This window comes from Nocardia sp. NPDC057668 (genome assembly GCF_042799795.1).
GTDB lineage: Bacteria > Actinomycetota > Actinomycetes > Mycobacteriales > Mycobacteriaceae > Nocardia.
Genome location: NZ_JBHVIC010000002.1, coordinates 976,830 through 1,001,963, shown reverse-complemented (window position 1 = coordinate 1,001,963; position 25,134 = coordinate 976,830). Strand labels below are relative to the sequence as shown.

Sequence of the window (25,134 nt, the reverse complement as noted above, 5' to 3'; positions counted from 1 at the left end):
TTCGGGTGTTCAGCAGCAGGACTAGGAAAACGGCGTGGCGATGGCCGGTGGGTACGGGCTCGCCGCTGTAACAAGATCGGCTGCCTGAAGAGATAGCCCAAAGTACATCTTTGTCTGATTGTTACGTGAAGTGAGCCTCGAGCATCGGACGCCACGCTGGTCGGTGTGGCGTCCTGTTGGGGTTTTCGGTGGGGAGCGCTGCGTGGTGTTCCGGAAACGAGGTTTGGGTTGGACCGGCTAGATTTCGGCGGCAACGACGAAGCTGGCAGCGAAATCGCGCCGGGATCGGGCGAGGCTTTCCCGCTGTCGCCCGCTCAGCTGGGCATCTGGTACGCCCAGCACCTCGACCCGCAGGTGCCGATCAATATCGCGCAGTTCGTCGAACTGCGCGGCGAGATCGACGTCCCGCTGCTCGAAGCCGCCATGGTCGAAGCCTCCCTCGAGGTCGGTTCCGGCTTCCTGCGCATCGTCGAACGGGACGGCGAGCCGCTGCAGGTCGTCGATCCCAGCCTGGATCGCACCATTCATCGCGCCGACTTCCGGTCCGAAGCGGATCCGCGTGCGGCCGCCCTGGCCTGGATGCGCGCCGATTACAGCCGTCCGATGGACATCACCGCCGATCGCCTGATTCGCGGCGCGGTGCTGCATGTGGGCGAGGACCTCTACTACTGGTACGCCCGCGTCCACCACATCGTGCTCGACGGCTTCGGCGCCATGACCTACATGAACCGGGTCGCCGAGGTCTACACCGCCCGTTTCCACGGCACCGAACTCGCGCCCAGCAAGGCCACCGACCTGAGCACGCTGGTCGAGCAGGAGTTCGCCTACCGCGACAGCACCCGTTTCCAGGGCGACAAGCAGTACTGGACCGAGCGCGTCGCCGGTCTGGAGGACGGCACCAGTCTGTCCGGGCGCTCCGCCCCGCCGGCGGCCATCAACGGCATCGCCACGGCCGCGCTCACCGACGATCAGACCGCCCTGCTGGACGACGCGGTCGCGCGGCACGAGAACTCGCCCGCCGGTCTGCTGATCGCGGGCTTCGCGGCGTACCTGGCGCAGTGGACCGGGTCCGAGGACGTCATCCTCAGCCTGCCGGTGACCGCGCGCACCACCGCCGCCATGCGCCGCTCCGGCGGCGCGGTGTCGAACATCGTGCCGCTGCGCCTGCGCGTGGGCTACGGCACCACGGTGAGCGAACTGCTCAAGGCCGTCACCGTCGAGGTGTCCGGCGCGCTGCGCCATCAGCGCTACCGGCACGAGGACATTCGCCGCGACAGCGCGGGCGAGGGCGTGGTGACCCGGGAGTTCTTCGGTCCCTGGGTCAACATCATGATGTTCCACAACGAGGTGACCCTCGGTGACGTGACCGGTGAGCTGAGCGTGCTCTCCACCGGCTCCATCGAGGATCTCGGCGTCAACCTGTACCAGTCCCGGGGTGGCGCGCGGAACCACATCGACTTCGAGACCAACCCCAACCTGTACTCCGAATCCGAGACGGCGCAGCATCATTCGCGCTTCCTCGAGTTCTTCGACCGCTTCCTCGAGGCGGGCGCCGAGCAGCCGGTGTGGGGTCTGCCCATCACCACCGCCGCCGAGCGCACCCGCAGCCTGCTGGAGTGGAACGAGTCCGGCCACGAGGTCCCGGACACCACGCTGCCCGCGCTGCTGGACGCCCAGATCCCGCTGACGCCGGACAATATCGCCCTCGAGTTCGAGGGCGAGACGCTGACCTACGCCGAGTTCGGCGCGCGCGTCAACCGGCTGGCCCGCTTCCTGATCGCCGACGGCGTCGGCCCGGAATCGCTTGTCGCACTGGGCATGCGGCGCTCGCTCGACCTGGTGATCGGCATGCACGCGGTGCTGCGCGCCGGTGGCGCGTACGTCCCGATCGATCCGGATCACCCGGCCGATCGCACCGCCTACATCCTCGAGTCCGCGGCACCGGTCTGCGTGCTGACCACCGCGCGCGACGAGCTCGAACTGCCGGAGTCCGTGCGGCGCTTGGAGATCGACACCCTCGATGTGTCGGACCACCCCGACGCCCCGGTGACCGACGCGGATCGCCTGGCCCCCCTGCGGCCGTTCAACACCGCGTACGTCATCTACACCTCGGGTTCGACCGGCCGCCCCAAGGGCGTCGCGGTCACCCACCACGCCATCGTCAATCAAGAACTGTGGATGCTCGACGAGTACGGGCTCACCGCGGACGATGTGTACCTGCAGAAGACCGCCACCACCTTCGACGTCTCGCTGTGGGGTTACTTCCTGCCGCTCATGGTGGGCGCGAAGCTGATCATCGCCACGCCGGACGGGCATCGCGACCCGCTGTACGTGGCCGAGACCATCCACCGGCACGGGGTCACCGTCACCGACTTCGTGCCGTCCATGCTGACGGTCTTCGTCGCGCACGCCACCGCGGCCCAATGCGCCACGCTGAAGAGCGTTTTCGTCATCGGCGAGGCGCTGCCGCCCGAGACCGGCGCGAGCTTCCGCGCCATCAGCGGCGCGGGTCTGCACAACCTGTACGGCCCGACCGAGGCCGCGGTCTCGGTGACCTACTGGGAGAACACCGCCGCCGACACCGTCACGGTGCCCATCGGCGTGCCCGAATGGAATGTCGAAGTCTACGTGCTGGATTCGCGGCTGCGCCCGGCCGCGATCGGCGCGGCCGGCGAGCTGTACCTGGGCGGGCGGCAGCTCGCGCGCGGGTACAAGGGCCGCCCGGATCTGACCTCGGATCGGTTCGTGGCGAACCCGCTGTCCGATGGCGGCGAGCGCATGTACCGCACCGGCGACCTGGTGCGCTGGACCATCGCGAGTGACGAGTCCGGCACGTTCGGCGCGCTGGAGTACATCGGCCGCACCGACTTCCAGGTGAAGTTCCGCGGTCAGCGCATCGAGCTCGGCGAGATCGAGACCGATCTGCTCGCGCATCCGACCGTGAGTCAGGCCGCGGTGCTGGTCATGGACACCGCCACCGGTCAGCAGCTGGTGGCCTACGTGGTTCCGGTGCCGGGCCAGAGCATCGATCCGGCCGCGCTGACCCGCTTCGCGGCGGAGAAGCTGCCGACCTACATGGTCCCGGCCTCGATCATGGTGCTGGAAGCCTTCCCGCTCAACACCTCCGGCAAGCTGGACCGCAAGGGCCTGCCCGAGCCGGTGTTCAGCGCGGACGCCGCCGGTTACCGCGCCCCGCGCACCGCCGCCGAGGAGATCGTGGCGGGCGTGTTCGCCGACGTGCTCGGGCACGACCGGGTCGGCGTGGACGACAACTTCTTCGATCTGGGCGGCAACTCGCTGGTCGCCACCCAGGTGGTGGCCCGTGTCTCGGCCGCGTTCAGCACCCGGATCGGCGTGCGCGCGCTGTTCGAGACCCCGACCGTGGCCGGGCTGGCCGCGCGGGTGGAAGCCGAAGGCCCGTCCGATATTTCGGCGCGGCCGCCGCTGGTGGCCCAGCAGCGCCCGGCGCGGGTGCCGCTGTCGCTGGCGCAGCAGCGCCTGTGGTTCATCAACCAGTTCGATCCCACCTCGCCCACCTACAACCTGCCGTTCGTGGTGAGTCTGCGCGGCCGGGTCGATCTGCCCGCGCTGACCGCCGCGCTCATGGACGTGGTCGAGCGCCAGGAGGCCCTGCGCACCATCTTCCCCGAGTCCGGTGACGGCGGCTTCCAGCAGCTGGTGCCCGCCGACGAGGTGGACCTCGGCATCGCCGTGCGCACCATCGCCGCCGACGAATTGCCCGGCGTGCTCACCGAATTCGCGGCCACCGGCTTCGACGTGACCACCGAGCTGCCCATCCGGGTGCGCGTGTACGAGATCGCGAACGACGGCTCGGACCCCGAGTACGCCGTCGCCTTCGTCGTGCATCACATCGCCGCGGACGGCGTGTCGTTCGGGCCGCTGGCGCGCGACATGATCGCCGCCTACCTGGCCCGCGTCGGCGGGGTCGAGCCCGGCTGGGCGCCGCTGGCGGTCCAGTACCAGGACTACAGCATCTGGCAGCGCGAGCTGCTCGGCGCGGAGTCCGATCCCGAGTCCATGGCCGCGCGCCAGATCGCCTACTGGCGTTCGACTCTCGCCGGTCTGCCCGATCAGCTCGACCTGCCCTCGGATCGGCCGCGCCCGGCCGAACCGAGTTTCGGCGGCGGCCGGGTGCGCTTCGACATCGACGCGGAGCTGCACCGCTCGCTCACCGACCTGGCGCGCGCCCAGGGCGTCAGCCTGTTCATGGTCATGCACGCCGCCATCGCGGTGCTGCTGGCCCGGTCCAGCGGCACCGGCGACATCGCCGTGGGCACCCCGATCGCCGGTCGCGGCGAGCAGGCGCTGGACGACCTGATCGGCATGTTCGTCAACACCCTCGTGCTGCGGTCGGAGGTGGACGGCGGCGAGCGGTTCAGCGACTTCCTCGCGCGCACCCGCGAGTCGGACCTGTCCGCGTTCGCGCACGCCGACGTGCCGTTCGAGCGCCTGGTCGAGGTGCTCAACCCGGCGCGCTCGCAGGCGCGCCATCCGCTGTTCCAGGTGATGCTCTCCTTCCAGGAGATGTCGCACGCCACGGTCGAGCTGCCGGAGCTGGCGGTCACCGCCGAAGAGCTCGAAGTCGACATCGCCAAGTTCGATCTGCAGTGGACGCTCACCGAAAGGCGCGGCGGCGCGGGCGAACCGCAGGGCATCGAGGCGGTGGCGCAGTACGCCACCGACCTGTTCGACGAAGCCACCATCGTCACCTTCACCACCCGGCTGCGGCGCATCCTGGAGACGGTCACCGCCGCCCCCGACAGCCTCATCGGCGATATCGACCTGCTCGAATCCGCCGAACGCGCGCTGGTCACCGGCGAATGGACCTCCGCGGGACCCGATGTCGCGCGCGAATCCACGCTGCTGGAGCTGTTCGACGCCACCGTGCGCACCCATCGCGATCGCACCGCGGTCGTCTTCGAGGGCGAGCGCCTGACCTACGCCGAACTCGACGAGCGCGCTAATCAGCTGGCGCGCGCGCTGATCGGCGCGGGCGTGCGGCCCGACACCCTGGTCGCGGTGGCGCTGCCGCGCTCGACCGAACTGGTCGTCGCCCTGCTCGCCGTGCTCAAGGCCGGCGGCGGCTATCTGCCGGTCGATCCGACCTACCCGGCCGAGCGCATCGAGTTCATGCTCTCGGACGCCGAGCCGATCTGCGTCGTCAGCACCCTGCGGCACGAGATGTCGCTGCCCGCGGCGGTTCCCGTGCTCGCGGTGGACGATCCCGAACTGGCACTGGTGGATTCGGCTCCGATCTCGGACGCCGAGCGCCCGGTCGCGCTGCGCCCGGAGAACATCGCCTACGTCATCTACACCTCGGGCTCGACCGGCCGTCCCAAGGGCGTGCTGATCCCGCACCGGAACGTGGTGCGGCTGTTCGACAACACCGACGCCTGGTTCGATTTCGACGAGAACGACGTGTGGACCATGTTCCACTCGTACGCCTTCGACTTCTCGGTCTGGGAACTCTGGGGCCCGCTGCTGTACGGCGGCACCCTGGTCGTGGTCGACTACTTCACCTCGCGGTCCCCGGAGCAGTTCCTGGAACTGCTGCAGGAGGAGCGGGTCACGGTCCTGAACCAGACCCCGTCCGCGTTCTACCAGCTGGCGGAGATGGATCGCGCCGGGCGCGGCACCGCCCCGCTGGCACTGCGCTATGTCGTGTACGGCGGTGAGGCGCTGGAACTCCGGCGTCTGAACGAGTGGTACACGCGGCATCCCGACGACGCGCCGCGCCTGATCAACATGTACGGCATCACCGAGACCACGGTGCATGTCACGTACCGCCCGCTCGATCGCGCCGCGGTCGCCGCGGCCAACGGCAGCCTCATCGGCCAGGCGATCCCGGGCCTGCGGGTGTACCTGCTGGACCGCCGCCTGCGGCCGGTGCCGGTGGGCGTGCCGGGCGAGATCTACGTCGCCGGTGAGCAATTGGCGCGCGGCTACCTGGGTCGGGCGGACCTGTCCGCGGGCCGGTTCGTCGCGAGCCCGTTCGGGGATCCCGGCGCGCGGCTGTACCGCTCGGGCGACGTCGCCAAGTGGAGCGCCGACGGCGACCTGGTGTACCTGGGCCGTGCCGACGATCAGGTCAAGGTGCGCGGCTTCCGCATCGAGCTCGGCGAGATCGAGGCGGCGGTGCTGGCGCACCCGCAGGTCAGCCAGGCCGCGGTCATCGTGCGGCCGGACGACCGGCTCGGCGATCAGATCGTGGCCTACCTGGTGCCCGCGGTCGGCGTCATGGACCTGGACGCGGTCAAGGCCGGACTGCAGCGCAATCTCCCGCCGTACATGGTGCCCTCGGCCTTCGTGCTGCTGCGTGAGATCCCGCTGACCCCCAACGGCAAGCTCGATCGCCGCGCCCTGCCCGCGCCCACCTTCGAGGTGCGCGAATTCCAGGCTCCGGCAACGCCGATCGAGGAGATCGTCGCCCAGATCTTCGCCGAGGTGCTCGATCTCGGGCCCGGCGCCCGGGTCGGCGCGCACGACGACTTCTTCGAGCTCGGCGGCAACTCGCTGATCGCCACGCAGGTGGCGGCCCGCCTGGGCACCGCGCTGGACACCAAGGTGCCGGTGCGCATGCTGTTCGAGGCGTCCGGGGTGGCCGCGCTGGCCGCCCGGGTGGAGTCGCAGGTCGGCGCGGGCGCGCGCAAGGCGCTGGTGGCCCGCGAACGGCCCGCCGACATCCCGCTTTCCCTTGCGCAGCAGCGCATGTGGTTCCTGAACCGGTTCGACACCGCTTCCGCGGTGAACAACATCCCGGTCGCCATCCGGCTGTCCGGTGATCTGGACGTCGCGGCCCTGCAGGTCGCGGTCATCGACGTCATCGACCGGCACGAGTCGCTGCGGACGGTCTTCCCCGAGACCCCGTACGGCCCGGTGCAGCAGGTCCTGGACGCCGCCCAGATCGTGCCCGACCTGACCCCGGTGCTGGTCACCGAGGACAATCTGGTCGATCACCTGGTCGAGCTGGCCACCATGGCCTTCGACGTGACCGGCGAAGTGCCGATGCACGCGGCGCTGTTCGAGATCAGCGAGACCGAGTACATCCTCGGCATGGTGGTGCACCACATCAGCGCCGACGGCTGGTCCATGGGCCCGCTGGCCCGCGACGTCATGGTCGCCTACGCTGCGCGCACCTCGTGGGAGGCCCCGGCCTGGTCCGAACTGCCGGTGCAGTACGCGGACTACTCGCTGTGGCAGCGCGAGGTGCTGGGTTCGGAGGACGATCCGGATTCGCTGATCGCCAAGCAGATTCGCTACTGGGCCGACACCCTGGCGGCGCTGCCGGACGAGCTGGTGCTGCCCTCGGATCGCCCGCGCCCGGCGGTGGCGAGCTACCGCGGCGGCACCTACCCGTTCGCCATCTCGGCGCAGACCCAGCAGCACCTGGTGGAGCTGGGCCGCCGGCACAACGCCTCGCTGTTCATGGTGTTGCACAGCGCCCTCGCGGTGCTGCTGGCCCGGTTGTCCGGGACGCAGGACATCGTCATCGGCACGCCGGTGCACGGCCGCGGTGAGGCCGCGCTGGACGACCTGGTCGGCATGTTCGTCAACACCCTGGTGCTGCGCACCGAGGTGGAGTCGGGCCGGACCTTCGCCGATCTGCTGGCCCAGGCCCGCGACACCGACCTGCACGCCTTCGCGCACGCGGACGTGCCGTTCGAGCGCCTGGTCGAGGTGCTGAACCCGGCCCGCTCGCAGTCGCGGCATCCGCTGTTCCAGGTCATGCTGACCTTCCAGAACACCCGCCAGGCCAGCCTGGAACTGCCCGGGCTCTCGGTCAACGGCGTGGACTACGACGCCGAACTGGCCAAGTTCGATCTGCAGCTGACCCTGCAGGAAGCGCAGGGCCCGGACGGCGAGAACGCGGGCATGTCCGCCGAGTTCTCCTACGCGCGTGACCTTTTCGACGAGGACACCATCGCGGCCTTCGCGCGGCGGCTGGATCTGATCCTGGCCGCCGTGGTGGCCGATCCGGAACGGCCGCTCGGCGACATCGATCTGCTCGCCGACGATGAGCGCGAACAGGTGCTCGCGGGCTGGAACGACACCGCGTACGACCTCGCCCGCGCGCTGCCGGTCGGCATGCGACCGGAGGCCGCGACGCTGGTGTCGTTGTTCCAGGAACAGGCGCTGAGCAGCCCGGATTCGATCGCCGTCGAATTCGAGGGGACAGCTCTGTCCTACGCCGAGTTCGCCGCGCGGGTGCACCGGCTGGCGCGCAAGCTCATCGCGTCCGGCGTCGGCCCGGAATCGCCGGTGGCCCTTGCCATCCGGCGCTCGACCGACCTGGTCGTGGCCATGTACGCCGTGCTCGAGGCCGGCGGCGCGTACGTGCCGCTGGATCCCGATCAGCCGGACGAGCGCATCGATTACGTGCTGGACACCGCCCGCCCGGCCGCGATCCTGACCACCGGCCGGGACGATTTCGTGACGGGGCGCAACGTGCCCGTGCTCGAGATCGACACGCTGAACCTGGACGGGTACTCGGCCGCTCCGGTCACCGATGCCGAACGCGGACAGGCGATCTCGCCGGAGAACACCGCGTACGTCATCTTCACCTCCGGCTCCACCGGCCGCCCCAAGGGCGTCGCGGTCGAGCACCGCGCCATCGTGAACCGCCTGCTGTGGATGCAGCACGAGTACCCGATCGACGCGAGCGACGCCGTCCTGCAGAAGACCCCGGCCACCTTCGACGTGTCGGTGTGGGAGTTCTTCTGGCCCCTGCAGACCGGCGCGCGCCTGGTCGTGGCCAAGCCGGACGGCCACCGCGATCCGGCCTACCTCGCACACCTCATCGCCGAGGCCGGAATCACCACCGCCCACTTCGTGCCGTCCATGCTCGCGGTCTTCACCGCGGCCCTCGAAGGGCAATCTCTCGATGGGCAATCCCGCGATGGGCAATCCCCGCCTGTTCGCGGCGCGTCTCGTTCTGGACTGAGTGGAGCGGGGGAGCGAAGCGGAGGAGCGGAGGGAGGGAAGAACGAGACCTCCAGCGCCGCGAACCCGCCGGAGCGAAGCGGAGGCCAAGAACTCCGTCTCCGCCAAGTTTTTGCATCGGGTGAAGCGTTGCCCGCGCCGACCGCGCAGAAGCTGCGCGAGCTGACCGGTGCGCGCCTGCACAACCTCTACGGCCCCACCGAGGCCGCGGTCGACGTCACGTACCACGAGGTCGTGGACGCCGACGCCGTCGCGGTGCCGATCGGCCGGCCCGTCTGGAACACCCGGACCTACGTCCTCGACGCGCGCCTGAACCCGGTCGCCCCGGGTATCGCGGGTGAGCTCTATCTGGCGGGCGATCAGCTCGCCCGGGGCTACCTGGGCCGCCCGGACCTGTCCGCCGATCGCTTCGTGGCCGACCCGTTCGGCGACTCGGGTTCGCGCATGTACCGCACCGGCGACCTCGTCACCTGGACCGCGGCCGGTGAGCTGAACTACCTGGGCCGCACCGACTTCCAGGTGAAGCTGCGCGGTCTGCGCATCGAGCTCGGCGAGATCGAGGCCGCGCTGCTGGCCGAACCCGGTGTCGCCCAGTCCGTGGTGGTGGTGCGGACCGACGCGCACGCCGGCGATCAGCTGGTGGGCTACGTGGTTCCCGACGCGGAGTCCGTCGTCGACGCCGACGCGGTCAAGGCCGCGCTGGGCCGGTCGCTGCCGGCCTACATGGTGCCCGCGGCCCTGGTCGTGCTGGACGCCTTCCCGGTCAACGCCTCGGGCAAGCTGGACCGCCGGGCCTTGCCCGCGCCGGTCTTCGAGACCAAGCGCTTCCGCGCGCCCTCCACGCCCATCGAGGAGATCGTCGCGCAGATCTTCGCCGATCTGCTCGGCGCCGACCGCATCGGCGTGGACGACGACTTCTTCGAGCTCGGTGGCAACTCCCTGGTCGCGACGCAGGTCGTGGCCCGGCTCTCGGGTGCGCTGAAGGCCGAGATCGGCGTGCGCGCGCTGTTCGAGGCCCCGACCGTGGCGGCCCTGGCCGCGCGGGTCGAGTCGCACGCCGGAACCGGTGTGCGCCAGGCGCTCACCGCCCGCACCCGCCCCGAGTACCCGCCGCTATCGCTCGCCCAGCAGCGCATGTGGTTCCTGAACCGCTTCGACACCGATTCGGCCGCGAACAACATCCCGGCGGCCGTGCGGCTCTCGGGCGCACTGGATCTGGACGCGATGCGGGCCGCGGTCGCGGACGTGGTCGCGCGGCACGAGTCGCTGCGCACGATCTACCCCTCGCACGAGGGCCGCGCGTACCAGCGGGTGCTGCCCACCGCCCGCGCGGTGCCGCAGCTCGACGTGACCGAAGTGGCCGCCGCCGAACTGCTCACCGCGGTACGGGGTTTCGCCGGGCGCGGATTCGACGTGACGGCGGAACCGCCGGTGCGTGTGCGCGCTTTCCGGACCGCCGCCGACGAGCACGTGCTCGTGCTGGTCGCCCATCACATCGCCGCCGACGGCTTCTCGATGAACCCGCTGGTGCGCGATCTCATGACCGCCTACGTGGCGCGCAGCGGCGGCGAGGCGCCCGGCTGGGCCGAATTGCCGGTGCAGTACGCCGATTACGCGCTGTGGCAGCGCGAAACCCTGGGCGCGGAGGACGATCCGCGTTCGCTGAGCACCGAACAGCTCGACTACTGGCGCGAGACCCTGGCCGGGCTGCCGGACGAACTGCGCCTGTCCGTCCGGCCGCGCCCGGCGGTGGCCACCTACGCCGCGGGCACGCACCGGTTCCAGGTGCCCGGCGAGCTCATCGGCGGGCTGACGCGGGTCGCGCAGCAGCACGGCACCACGCTGTTCATGGTGGTGCACAGCGCTTTCGCGGCGCTGCTGGCGCGCTCCAGCGGCACCGACGACATCGCCGTCGGCATCCCGGTGGCCGGTCGTGGCGAGCAGGCGCTCGACGACCTGGTCGGCATGTTCGTCAACACCCTGGTGCTGCGTTCGCCGGTGGACACCGCCGCGAGCTTCGCCGATCTGCTCGGCACGGTGCGCGAGCGCGACCTGCAGGCGTTCGCGCATGCCGATCTGCCGTTCGAGCGCCTGGTCGAGGTGCTCAACCCGGCCCGTTCGCAGGCGCGCCATCCGCTGTTCCAGGTCATGCTCTCCTTCCAGAACCTGGGCCGGACCGCGCTGGAACTGCCGGGCCTGCGGGTCGCCGAACTCGAGATCGACCAGCAGACGGCCAAGTTCGATCTGCAACTGACGCTGAGCGAGGTCGCCGACGCCGCGGCGGACCGTGCGCCCGCCGCCGGTGACGCCGCCGCCATGGAGGCCGAACTCGTCTACGCCACCGACCTTTTCGACGCCGCGTTCGCGGATGCGTTCGCGCAGCGTTTCGTGCGCATGCTGACCGCGGTGGTGGCCGATCCGGCCGTGCGCGTCGGCGATGTGGAACTGCTGCTGGATCACGAGCGCCAGCGGGTCCTGCACGGCTGGAACGACACCGCGTTCGAGCTGGACGCCGCGCTGCCGGACGTCGCCGAGGGTGCGGCCCAGACCCTGGTCGCGCTGTTCGAGGCGCAGGTCGCGCAGACCCCCGAGGCGACCGCGGTCACCTTCGAGGGGACGAGTCTGTCCTACGCCGAGTTCGCCGCCCGGGTGCGCAAACTCGCGCGCCGGCTCATCGCCGCGGGCGTCGGCCCGGAAACCTATGTGGCGCTGGGCATGCGCCGTTCGATCGATCTGGTGGCGGGCATGTACGCCGTCGCGGTCGCCGGCGGCGCGTACGTGCCGCTGGATCCGGATCATCCGGCCGAGCGCACGCAGTACATCCTGGACACCGCCCGCCCGGTGTGCGTGCTGACCTCCGGAGCGGACCTGGAAGGCATCGCGGCACAGCAGGTTCGCATCGACGAGCTGGATCTGTCCGGCTTCGCCGACACCCCGCTGAGCGACGCCGAGCGCCGGACCCCGCTGCGCCCGGGCAACACCGCCTACGTCATCTTCACCTCGGGTTCGACCGGCCGCCCCAAGGGTGTGGCCGTTTCGCACGCCGCGATCGTCAACCGCCTGGTGTGGATGCACGCGCAGTACGGGCTGGCCGGCCACGACGTGGTGCTGCAGAAGACCCCGGCCACCTTCGACGTGTCGGTGTGGGAGTTCTTCTGGCCGCTGCAGGTCGGCGCCCGCCTGGTGATCGCCAAGCCGGACGGCCACCGCGATCCCGCCTACCTGCTGGGCGTCATCGACGAAGAGGGCATCACCACCGCCCACTTCGTGCCGTCGATGCTCGCCGTCTTCGTCGCGGCCCTGGACCCGGCGCAGCGGGGCGGAGGCAAGAACTCCAACCTGCTCAACGTGTTCGCCTCCGGTGAAGGGCTGCCCGCCACCACCGCGCAGCAGTTGCGCGCGCTGACCGGTGCGCGCCTGCACAACCTGTACGGCCCGACCGAGGCCGCGGTCGACGTCACCTTCCACGAGGTCGTCGACGCCGACACGGTGAGCGTGCCGATCGGCGCCCCGGTCTTCAATACCCAGGTGTACGTGCTGGATTCGCGGTTGCGGCCGGTTCCGGTGGGTGTCGCGGGTGAGCTCTACCTGGCGGGTGATCAGCTCGCGACGGCCTATGTGGCGCGCCCGGACATCACCGCGGATCGCTTCGTGGCCAACCCCTTCGCGGCGAACCAGCGCATGTACCGCACCGGCGACCTGGTGGTGTGGACCGGTACCGGGGAACTGGAGTACCTGGGCCGCACCGACTTCCAGGTGAAGCTGCGCGGTCTGCGCATCGAGCTCGGCGAGATCGAGGCCGCCCTGGCGGCGCTGCCCGCGGTCGCCCAGTCGGTGGTCGTGGTGCGAGCCGACGAGCGCACCGGCGATCAGCTGGTGGCCTACCTGGTGCCCGCCGACGGCGCGATCGACACCGAGAGCGTCAAGAACGAACTGTCGCAGCGGCTTCCGGCCTACATGGTGCCCGCCGCCTACGTGGTGCTGGACGCCTTCCCGCTCAACGCCTCGGGCAAGCTGGATCGCAAGGCGCTGCCCGCCCCGGCCTTCGCGGCCAAGGTGTACCGCGCCCCGGTGACGCCGGTGGAGCAGACCGTGGCGGGCGTGTTCGCCGACGTGCTCGGCGGCGAGCGCGTGGGCCTGGACGACGATTTCTTCGAGCTCGGCGGCAACTCGCTCGTGGCCACCCAGGTGATCTCGCGACTGTCCGCCGCGCTGGACGCCGACATCCCGCTGCGCGCGCTGTTCGAGACCGCCACGGTGGCCGGGCTGGCGGCGCAGCTGGAGTCGCGCGTCGGCACCGGCAGCCGGGCGCCGCTGGTGCCGCAGGAGCGGCCCGCGGCCACCACCCTGCCCACCGGGGAGACGGTGGCGCTGGCGCCGCTGTCGCCGGCGCAGCAGCGCATGTGGTTCCTCAACCGGTTCGACAACCGGACCGCGGTGAACAACATCCCGGTGGCGCTGAAGCTGACCGGCGCCATCGACCTCGACGCGCTCGGGGCGGCCGTCGGCGACGTGCTGGCCCGGCACGAGGCACTGCGCACGGTGTATCCCGAGGTCGCCGGCGACGGCTTCCAGCGGGTGCTCGATCCCGCCGAACTCGACTTCCAGGTGCGGTCCGAGACGGTCACCGCGAGCGAATTGGCCTCGCGCATCACCGAACTCGCCACCGTGTACTTCGACGTCACCCGCGAGCTGCCCTTCCGCGCGACGGTGCTGAGCCTGAATCCCGGCGAGCACGTGCTGGTGCTGGTGCTGCACCACATCAGCGCGGACGGCTTCTCGCTGCGGCCGCTGCTGCGCGACGTGGTGGGGGCGTATCTCGCCCGTGGCGGCGGGCAGGCGCCGGACTGGGCGCCGCTGCCGGTGCAGTACGCCGATTACGCGCTGTGGCAGCGCACGGTGCTCGGCGTCGAGAGCGACCCGGAATCCATCGCGGCCCAGCAGGTGTCCTACTGGTCCGAGCAGCTGCGCGATCTGCCCGAGCAGATCGAACTGCCCGCGGACCGCCCGCGTCCCGAGGTCGCCAGCAACGCCGGCGGCACCTACGAGTTCGCGGTCGACGCCGAACTGCACCGGGCGCTGACCGCGCTCGCGCGCGAACACGACGTCACGCTGTTCATGGTGCTGCACGCCGCGCTGGCGACGTGGTCCGCGCGCCTGTCCCGTTCGATCGACGTCGCGGTCGGCACGCCCATCGCGGGGCGCGGTGAGCGCGCGCTGGACGACCTCGTCGGCATGTTCGTCAACACCCTGGTGCTGCGCACCCCGGTGTTGCCGGACAACACCTTCCGGGAATTGCTCGCCGAGGTGCGGCGCACCGACCTGGCCGCCTTCGCGCACGCGGACGTGCCGTTCGAGCGGCTGGTCGACGTGCTGAGCCCGGTGCGCTCGCAGGCGCACCATCCGCTGTTCCAGGTCGCGCTGACCTTCGAGGCGGCGTCCGCGGCGGGCCGCGAATTCGGCGCCGCCAAGGACTCGATCGCCCTCGAACTGCCCGAACTCGTGGTCGAGCCGGTCGAATTCGACGCAGGCACCGCGAAGTTCGACGTACAGCTGACCGTGGGGGAGCGGGCCGACGGTTCGCTCGGCCTGTCCTGGAATTACGCCACCGATCTGTTCGATCCCGAGACCGTGGCCTCGTTCGCCGAGCGCCTCGTCCGGATCCTGCACGCGGTCACCGAGGATCCGGCCGTCCTGCTCGGCGACATCGATCTGCTCGGGGAGAGCGAGCGCCTGGACGTCTCCGAGCGCTGGGTCTCGGCGGGCGCGGACATCGTCGCGCTGGCCGACGCCGCGCGCCTGACGGCCGCGGCCACCACCGGCGCGGTCACCCGCAGCATCGCCGAGAGCGTGTTCGGCTCGGACACCGGTCTTTTCGCCGATCCGGTCGGTGCGCTGACCGGTCCGTTCGCGGCGTCCGAGGCGACCCTGTCCGGACTCTTCGATCGGGCCGTGGCCGCGCATCCGCAGCGGATCGCCGTGCGCTTCGGCGCGGACGAGCTGACCTACTCCGATCTGGACCGGCGCGCGAATGTGGTCGCGCGCAGGCTGATCGAGGACGGTGCGGGCCCGGAGTCGCTGGTCGCGGTGCTGCTGCCGCGCTCGCTGGACCTGGTCGTCGCGCTGCTCGCGGTCATCAAGACCGGTGCGGGCTACGTGCCGGTCGATCCGAGCTACCCGGCCGATCGCATCGCCTTCGTGCTCGAGGACGCCCGGCCCACCAGCGTGGTGCTCGATTCCACCGTGCAGGTGCGGGTGCCGGCCGGACTGCCCACCGTGCTGCTGGACGGCTACGGCGTGGAAGCCGGCGACATCGAGGACGCCGAGGACGGGCCGATCACCGACGCCGATCGGATCGCCCCGCTGCACCCCGATCACGTCGCGTACGTGATCTACACCTCGGGTTCCACCGGCCGCCCCAAGGGCGTCGCGGTGGCGCACCGGAACGTGGTGCGGCTCATGGCCAACACCGATCGGGAGTTCGGTTTCGGACCGGACGACGTGTGGACGCTGTTCCACTCCTACGCCTTCGACTTCTCGGTCTGGGAGCTGTGGGGACCGCTGCTGTACGGCGGCACCCTCGTGGTCGTCGACTACTACGTCTCGCGCTCGCCGGAGCAGTTCCTGGAACTGCTGCGCCGCGAACGGGTCACCGTGCTCAACCAGACGCCGTCGGCGTTCTACCAGCTGGCCGAGGCCGATCGCATCGCGGGCGGCGGAACCGGCCCGGACGCGCTGGCGCTGCGCTACGTGATCTTCGGCGGCGAGGCCCTCGAACTGCGCCGGCTCTCGGATTGGGTTGCCCGGCACGGTGACTCCACCCCGTACCTGGTGAACATGTACGGCATCACCGAGACCACGGTGCACGTCTCGCACCGTGTGCTCGACGCCGACACCATCGCCGCCGCCACCGGCAGCGTGGTCGGCCGCGCCATCGCCGGCCTGCGGGTGTACGTGCTCGACGAGCGCCTGCATCCGGTGCCGGTGGGCGTCGCGGGCGAGATGTACGTCGCCGGTGCGCAATTGGCGCGCGGCTACCTGGGCCGCCCGGACCTGACCGCGGCCCGGTTCGTGGCCGCTCCCTTCGGTACCGACGGCAGCCGCCTCTACCGCTCGGGCGACGTCGCGCGCTGGAACCGCTTCGGTGAGCTCGAATACCTCGGGCGCGCGGACGATCAGGTCAAGGTGCGCGGTTTCCGCATCGAGCTCGGCGAGATCGAGGCCGCCGTCCTGGCGCAGGCGGGCGTGGCCCAGGCCGCGGTCATCGTGCGCGAGGATCAGCCGGGCGATCAGCGCATCGTGGCGTACGTGGTGCCCGAGACCGGCGAAACCGTCTCCGAGACCTGGCTGCTCGCGGTGCGCGACGGTGCGGGGGAGCGACTGCCCTCCTACATGGTGCCCGCCGCGGTGGTCACCCTCGACGCCATTCCGCTGACCGTCAACGGCAAGCTCGATCGCCGTGCCCTGCCCGCCCCGGCGGTGCAGGCGCGCGCGTTCCGCGCGCCGGAGACCCCGACGCAGGAGACGGTCGCCGCCGTCTTCGCGGAGGTCCTGGACCTGCCGCGGGTCGGCCTGGACGACGACTTCTTCGACCTGGGCGGCAACTCGCTCATCGCCACCCGGGTGGTCTCGCGCATCGGCGCGGCTCTGGACACCACGGTCGCGGTGCGCACGCTCTTCGAGGCGACCACGGTCGAATCCCTCGCCGCGCGTATCGAATCGCACGCCGACGGCGCGTCGCGCGCCAAGCTCGTGGCGCGCCCGCGCGTGCCCGGCGCGCCCGCGCCGCTGTCGTTCGCGCAGCAGCGCATGTGGTTCCTGAACCAGTACGACACCTCCTCGGCGGCCTACAACCTGCCGCTGGCGATTCGCCTCACCGGCGAACTCGACACCGCCGCACTGGAACTGGCCGTCGCCGATGTCGTGCGCAGGCACGAGTCGCTGCGCACCCGCTACCCCGAGCACGGCGGCACGCCGATGCAGGTGGTCGTGCCCGCCGAGCAGATCGCCCTGGATCTGCGCCCGGTCACGGTCGCCCCGGCGGCGCTGATCGACACGGTGACCGCCTTCGCCACCGTCGGATTCGATGTGGCGGACCAGGTTCCGCTGCGTGCCCGGCTGTTCCGGGTGGGCGCGCCCGCCGCCGAGGGCGAGCCCGAGGCCGGTGGCCGCGAGCACGTCCTGGTGGTCGTGGTGCACCACATCGCCGGTGACGGCTTCTCCATGGCCCCGCTGTCCCGCGACGTGATGGTGGCCTACTCCGCGCGCACCCAGGGTGCGGTGCCCGGCTGGGCTCCGCTCGCGGTGCAATACGCCGACTTCGCCGTCTGGCAGCGCGAAGTGCTCGGCTCGGAGGAGGATTCGGGCTCGATCATGGCCCGCCAGGTCGGGTACTGGCAGCGGGTGCTGGCCGGCGCGCCGGAGGAGCTGGCGCTCCCGACCGATCGCCCGCGGCCCGCGGTGGCCACCCACCGCGGCGCGACCGTGCAGCGGGCGCTGAGCCCCGAGCTGATCGGCGCGCTGGAGGAACTCGCCCGCGGGCGCGGCTCCTCGCTGTTCATGGTCATGCACTCCGCGCTGGCGGTGCTGCTGGCCCGGCTGTCGGGCGGTGACGACATCTCGGTCGGCACCCCGGTCGCCGGCCGCGGCGAGGCCGCGCTGGACGACCTGGTCGGCATGTTCGTCAACACCCTGGTGCTGCGCACCGGGATCGATCCGGCGGAGTCGTTCTCCGACCTGCTCGATCGCGCCCGGCACGCCGACCTGGACGCCTTCGGCAACGCCGACGTGCCGTTCGAGCGGCTGGTCGAACTGCTGGCCCCCGAGCGGTCGCAGGCGCGCAATCCGCTGTTCCAGGTCATGCTGGCCTTCCAGAACCTGGATCGCGCCGCCCTCGAGCTGCCGGGCCTGAGCGTCGCCGCGCTCGACCTGGACGAGAACATCTCCCGGTTCGATCTGCAATTCACGCTGTCCGAACAGGATTCGGGCATGGCGCTGGCGCTGACCTACGCCGCCGACCTGTTCGACGCGGACACCGCCGCCGGTTTCGCGCAGCGCTGGCTGCGGGTGCTCGAGGCCGTCGCCGCGAACCCGGAGATCCCGGTCGGCGCGATCGACATCCTCGATCGGGACGAGCGCGCCGATCTGGTCGCGCGGCACGGGCTGCCCGCGATCCCGGCCGCCACCCTGCCCGACCTGCTGGCCGCGGCCGTGGCGCGCGATCCGCGCGGAACCGCCGTCCGCTTCCAGGGGACGGGTCTGTCCTACGCCGAGCTTGACGCTCGCTCGAATCGCCTGGCGCGCTTGCTCATCGACCGCGGCATCGGCACCGAGAACCTGGTCGCCATCGCGGTGCCCCGCTCGGACGATTCGTACTTCGCCGAATGGGCCGTCACCAAGACCGGCGCGGCGTTCGTGCCGGTCGACCCGAACTACCCGGCCGACCGCATCGCGCACATGGTCACCGACTCGGGTTCCCCGGTCGGCCTGACCGTCGCGTCCGTGCGCGCGGATCTGCCCGATTCGGTGGAATGGCTGGTCCTGGAGGATCTGGACCTCGACGGCGTCGCCGCCGAAGCGATTTCCGACGCGGACCGGGTGCGCCCGCTGCGCCCGGAGCATCCGGCGTACGTCATCTACACCTCCGGCTCCACCGGCCTGCCCAAGGGCGTGGTGGTCACGCACGCCGGTCTTGCCAACTTCAGCGTCGAGCAGGCCGAGCGCTACGGGCTCGATTCCTCCTCGCGCGCACTGCATTTCGCATCGCCGTCGTTCGACGCGTCGATTCTCGAGTTCCTGCTGGCGATCGGCGCGGGCGGCACGCTCGTCGTCGTCCCGCCGGGCGTGTACGGCGGTGACGAGCTCTCGGAGCTGATCCGCTCCGAAGGCGTCACGCACGCGTTCATCACCCCGGCCGCACTGGCGACCTTCGATCCCACCGGCCTGGACTCGCTGCGGGTGCTGGTCGCCGGCGGCGAGGCCGTCCCGGCGGATCTGGTCGCCAAGTGGGCGGTCCCGCTGGCGGACGGCACGATTCGCGCCTTCCACAACGGGTACGGCCCGACCGAGACCACGATCATGACCAACATCAGCGACGCGCTGGTGGCGGGTGATCTGGTCACCATCGGCGGTCCCACCCGCGGCATGCAGTCGCTGATCCTGGACAACCGGCTGCGCCCGGTTCCGGTCGGCGTCGCGGGCGAGCTCTACATCTCCGGCATCCAGCTGGCGCGCGGCTACCACGCCCGCCCGGCCCTGACCGCTGACCGCTTCGTCGCCAACCCGGCCGTGCCGGGCGCGCGCATGTACCGCACCGGTGACGTGGTCCGCTGGACCCGCACCGGCGAGGTCGAGTACGTGGGCCGCTCGGACTTCCAGGTCAAGGTGCGCGGTTTCCGCATCGAACTCGGCGAGATCGACGCGGCGCTGGCCGCGCACGAGAGCGTGGACTTCGCGGTCACCGTCGGCCACAAGAACGCCGCCGGCGCGACCTCGCTGGTGTCGTATGTCGTTGCCGCGCCGGGACAGTCGATCGACATCGCCGCGGTCACCGCGTTCGTGGAGCAGCGCCTGCCCGCCTACATGGTGCCGTCCGCGGTCATGGTCATCGACCGGGTGCCGCTGACCCCGGTCGGCAAGCTGGATCGCAGGGCGCTGCCCGAACCGGTCTTCGCCACCGAGGTCGTCTTCCGGGCGTCGCGGAACGCGCTGGAGCACACCATCTCCGAGGTGTTCGCCGAGGTGCTGGGACTGGAGCGGGTCGGCATCGACGACTCCTTCTTCGCGCTGGGCGGCGATTCCATCGTCTCGATCCAGCTGGTGTCGCGGGCGAAGGCGCGCGGGGTGGTCTTCAGCCCGCGCGACGTGTTCGAACAGCGCACCGTCGCCGGGCTGGCCGCCGTCGCCGAAACCGCGGACGCCCAGGGTGATTCGGCGCCGAAGCTGCTCGAACTGCCCGGCGGGGGCGTCGGCGTCATGCCGCTCACCCCGGTGGTGCGGTTCATGGTCGAGCGCCCCGGCGCGTTCGGGCGCTTCAACCAGACCATGGCCCTGGAGCTGCCGGTCGGCATCGACCGCGCGGGCATCGCCGCCACCGTCGGCGCGGTCATCGACCGCCACGACATGCTGCGGGCGCGCCTGCGCCGGGTGCCGGGCGCGGACTGGATCGTGGAGACGGCCGCGGCCGGGGCCGTCGATGTGGACGCGCTCATCGACCGCACCGAGTTCGACGCCGCCGCGAGCGACGCCGAACTGGTCGAGATCGCCTCCGCCGCACTCGATGCCACCCTCGACCGGCTCGACCCCACCGCGGGTGTGGTGATCCGGTTCGTGTGGCTGGTCCCGAGCGACGGCTCGCGCGCGGGCCGCCTGATCGTGGCCGCGCACCACCTGGTCGTGGACGGCGTCACCTGGCGCATCCTGGTGCCCGATTTCGTCACCGCCTGGGGACAGCTGGCCGCCGGGCAGTCGCCCGAGCTGGTCGCGCCCGAGACCAGCATGCGCACCTGGGCGCACGCGCTCGAACGCGAGGCCGCCACCGAATCGCGGGTGGCCGAACTCGAGTTCTGGCGCGGCGTCGTCGACGGTCCGGATCCGCTGCTCACCGCGCGGCCGCTGGACCCTGCGGTCGACGTCACCGCGGTGCTGGACAAGCACCGGGTCGAGCTGTCCGCCGAGGTCACCAGGTCGCTGCTGACCACCGTGCCCGCGCTGTTCCACGGCGGCGTCAACGACGGTCTGCTGACCGCGCTGGCGCTGGCCGTCGCGAAGTGGCGCTCCGGCCGGGGCGTCGCCGCGGGGGACGACTCCGCGCTCATCCGGCTGGAAGGCCACGGCCGTGAGGAAGAGGTCGTGCCCGGCGCGGACCTGTCCCGCACCGTCGGCTGGTTCACCGCCATCTTCCCGGTCCGCTTCGAGCTGTCGCGGATCGACGTGGACGCCGCGCTGGCCGGCGGCCCGGCCATGGGCCACGCCATCAAGGCGATCAAGGAGCAGCTGCTCGCGGTGCCGGACAAGGGCATCGGCTACGGCCTGCTGCGCTACCTGAACCAGGCCACCGCCGATCAGCTGCCGGCGCGGCTGCCCGGCCAGGTCAGCTTCAACTACCTGGGCCGGGTCAACACCGCCGAGGTGCCCGAGGCGCTGCGCGGCTTCGGCTGGATCCCGGCCGCCGAGCTGGCCGATCTGGGCGGCGCGTACGACGCCGACATGCCGGCCATGGCCCCGCTCGACATCAACGCCATCGTGGTCGGCGATCACCTGACCGCCAATATCGGCTACCCGAGCACGCTGCTGGACGCGGCCGACGTCGCCGAGTTCGGCGCGCTGTGGGTCGCCGCGCTGGAAGCCGTTGCGCGGCATGCGGAATCGGCGCAGGCCGGTGGGCATACGCCGTCCGACTTCGGGCTGGTGCGCATCACCCAGCGCGACATCGACGGCTGGGAACAGCGTTTCGGCGTCATCGACCAGGTGTGGCCGCTGTCGGCGCTGCAGTCGGGTCTGCTCTTCCACGCCCAGCTGGCGGCCACCTCGGTGGACGTCTACACCGCGCAGGTGGTGCTGACCCTGACCGGGCGCGTGGACGCGGACCGCCTGCGCGCGGCCGCGCAGGCGCTGCTGGACCGGCACGAGATCCTGCGCACCGCCTACGTTTCCGACGCCGCCGGTGTGCCGGTGCAGGTCGTGCTGGACAAGGTGCACGCGGCCTGGGCACAGCACGATCGCACCGAGACCGGGTACGCCGGTGACATTCTCGAGGCCGATCGCGTGCGGCGTTTCGACCTCACCGAACCGCCGCTGATCCGCTTCACCCTGGTGCAGACCGCCGCCGACGAGTGGCAGCTGGCGGTGGCGAACCACCACATCCTGCTCGACGGCTGGTCCATGCCGCTGCTCATGCAGGACCTGCTGGTGCTGTACGCCACGCATGCCGACGCCGCGGTGCTGCCGCCCGTGCGCTCCTACCGCTACTTCCTGGAATGGGTTGCGCAGCAGGACCGTACGGCTTCCCTCGACGCCTGGAAGCACTCCCTGCGCGGGGTCTCCGAGCCGACCCTGCTCACCCGGCCCGACGCCGGGCGGGAGATCACCGCGCTGTCCGGCGAGTACTTCTTCGAGCTGGACGAGACCGCCACCGCACGCCTGACCGCGCTGGCCGCGGACATCGGCGTCACCCCGAACACCGTGCTCCAGGTCGCCTGGGGCCTGCTGCTCGGCCGGCTCACCGGCCGCGAGGACGTCCTGTTCGGCACCACCGTCTCCGGCCGTCCCGCCCAGCTCACGGGCGTGGAATCCATGGTGGGCCTGTTCATCAACACCGTGCCGGTGCGGGTCGCCTTCGATCCGTCCGAATCGGCGCGCGCGCTGCTCACGCGCACCCAGGGCGAGCAGGCCGACCTGCTGGACCACCACTACGTCGGCCTGGCCGACATCCAGTCGGCGGCGCGCATCGGCGGGCTGTTCGACACCCTGGTGGTGTTCGAGTCCTATCCGGTCGACGCCGAGGGGATCCGGGCGCAGGCCGCCGACATCGACGGCATGGGGGTCACCAACCTCGAGGCCGCCGACGCCACCCACTACCCGCTGACGCTCATCGCCCAGCTGGACACCCGCCTGCGCGTGCGCGCGGGCTACCTGCGGGACCTGTTCGACGAGGCCACCGTGCGCCGCATCGCGGATCGCCTGATCCGGGTGCTCACCGCCATCACCGCGAATCCGGCCGCCGCGGTGGGCGACATCGAGCTGCTCGACATCTTCGAGCGCGAGCAGGTGGTGTCCGAATGGAACGACACCGCCTACGACGTGGACACCGTGCTGGCCGTGCTCACCGGCGGCGGGACGGCCGAGGACGACGCCGAGGGCGGCGTGCGCGCCGCCTCCGGTGATACCGCGGCCACCCTGGTCGCGCTGTTCGAGGCGCAGGCCGAGCGGACCCCGGACGCGACCGCGCTCGTCTTCGAGGGGACGAGTCTGTCCTACGGCGAGCTGGCCGGGCGGGTGCACCGCCTGGCACGCTGGCTCATCGAGCGCGGCGTCGGCGCGGAATCCTTTGTCGCGCTGGGCATGCGCCGCTCCATCGACCTGGTCGTGGGCATGTACGCGGTGTCGGCCGCCGGTGCGGCCTACGTGCCGCTCGACCCCGACCACCCGGCCGAGCGCACCGAATACATCCTGGCCACCGCCGACCCGGTGACCGTGCTGACCGCGGGCGAGGATCTGCCGGTGGACACCGCGCAGGTCCGCATCGATCTGCTTGATCTGGCCGGGTACTCGGCCGCGCCGCTCACCGACGCGGATCGCCTCGCGCCGCTGCGGGCTTCGAACACCGCCTACGTCATCTTCACCTCGGGTTCGACCGGCCGCCCCAAGGGCGTTGCCGTGCCGCACGCGGCCATCGTGAACCGCCTGGTGTGGATGCAGTCCGAATACGGGCTCGCCGCCGACGACGTCGTGCTGCAGAAGACCCCGGCGACCTTCGACGTGTCGGTGTGGGAGTTCTTCTGGCCCTTGCAGATCGGCGCGACGCTGGTCATCGCCAAGCCGGACGGCCATCGCGACCCGGCGTACCTGGCCGACCTCATCGCCCGGGCCGGGGTGACGGTCACCCACTTCGTGCCGTCCATGCTCGCGGTCTTCGTGGCCGAGCCCGCCGCCGTGCGCTGCGAGAGCCTGCGCCTGGTGTTCGCCTCCGGTGAGGCCCTGTCCCCCAAGCCCGCCCAGCGCCTGCGCGAGATCACCGGCGCCGAGCTGCACAACCTGTACGGCCCCACCGAGGCCGCGGTCGACGTCACCTACCACCGGGTCGACGTGGCCGACATCGACACCGTGCCGATCGGCCGCCCGGTGTTCAACACCCAGGTGTACGTGCTGGATTCGCGGTTGCGGCCGGTTCCGGTGGGTGTCGCGGGTGAGCTCTACCTGGCGGGTGATCAGCTCGCGACGGCCTATGTGGCGCGCCCGGACATCACCGCGGATCGCTTCGTGGCCAACCCCTTCGGGTCCGGCGACCGCATGTACCGCACCGGCGACCTGGTCATGTGGACCGGCGGCGGCGAGATCGAGTACCTGGGCCGCACCGACTTCCAGGTGAAGCTGCGCGGTCTGCGCATCGAGCTCGGCGAGATCGAATCCGCGCTCACCGCACTGGATTCGATCGCTCAATCCGTGGTCGTGGTGCGCGGCGACGTGCACACCGGCGACCAGCTGGTCGCCTACGTCATCGCGGCCGCCGGCCGCGCCGTGGACGTGGAAGCCGTGCGCGCGGAGCTGGCAGATCGCCTGCCCGCGTACATGGTGCCGTCCATCCTGCTGGTGCTGGAGGAGTTCCCGCTCAACGCCTCGGGCAAGCTGGACCGCAAGGCGCTGCCCGCGCCGGTGTTCGAGGCCGCGGTCTTCCGCGCCCCGGTCACGCCGGTCGAACAGATCGTGGCGGGCATCTTCGAGGAGATCCTCGGCCTCGAGCGCGTCGGCCTGGACGACGATTTCTTCGCGCTCGGCGGCAACTCGCTGATCGCCACCCAGGTCGCGGCCCGCCTGTCGGCGGCGCTGGACACCGAACTGGGCGTGCGCGAGATCTTCGAGGCGTCCTCGGTCGCGGCGCTGGCCGCGCGCGCCGAGGTGCACTCGGGTTCGGGCCGCAGGCAGGCCCTGGTGGCGCGCGAGCGTCCCGAGCGACTGCCGCTCTCGCTGGCGCAGCAGCGCATGTGGTTCCTGAACCGCTTCGACACCGAGTCGGCCGTGGAGAACATCCCGGCCGCGGTGCGGCTGTCGGGTCTGGTGGATCGCCAGGCGCTGCAGATCGCGGTCGCCGACGTGCTGGCGCGCCACGAGTCCCTGCGCACCCGTTACCCCGAGATCGACGGCGTCGCGTACCAGGAGATCGTTCCCACCGGACAGGTCATCCCGGACCTGACCCCGGTCGAGGTGGCCGACGCCGACATGCCGCGCGCCCTCTCGGAATTCCTGCTGCGCGGTTTCGACGTCACCGCCGAGGTGCCGTTCCGCGCCCGCCTGTTCGAGGTCAGCCCGACCGAGCACATCCTCGCGCTGGTGGTGCACCACATCTCCGCCGACGGCGTGTCGATGGGCCCGCTGACCCGCGATGTCATGACCGCCTACGGCGCGCGCGTCGAGGGCGGCGAGCCGGGCTGGCAGCCGCTCGCGGTCCAGTACGCG

The 25,134-nt window shown here is 71.2% G+C and carries 1 protein-coding gene (cut by a window edge); it reads left to right on the top strand.

Annotated features, from left to right (window positions below; all coding sequences use genetic code 11):
- Nucleotides 1-228 precede the first annotated feature (228 nt).
- On the top strand, nt 229-25,134 hold the 5' portion of the coding sequence (locus ACFVBH_RS17170; RefSeq protein ID WP_379002390.1) for a non-ribosomal peptide synthase/polyketide synthase. Its footprint extends 19,356 nt past the window's final position; 24,906 of the gene's 44,262 nt are visible here — the first part of the coding sequence; the start codon lies at nt 229-231; the stop codon falls past the right edge of the window.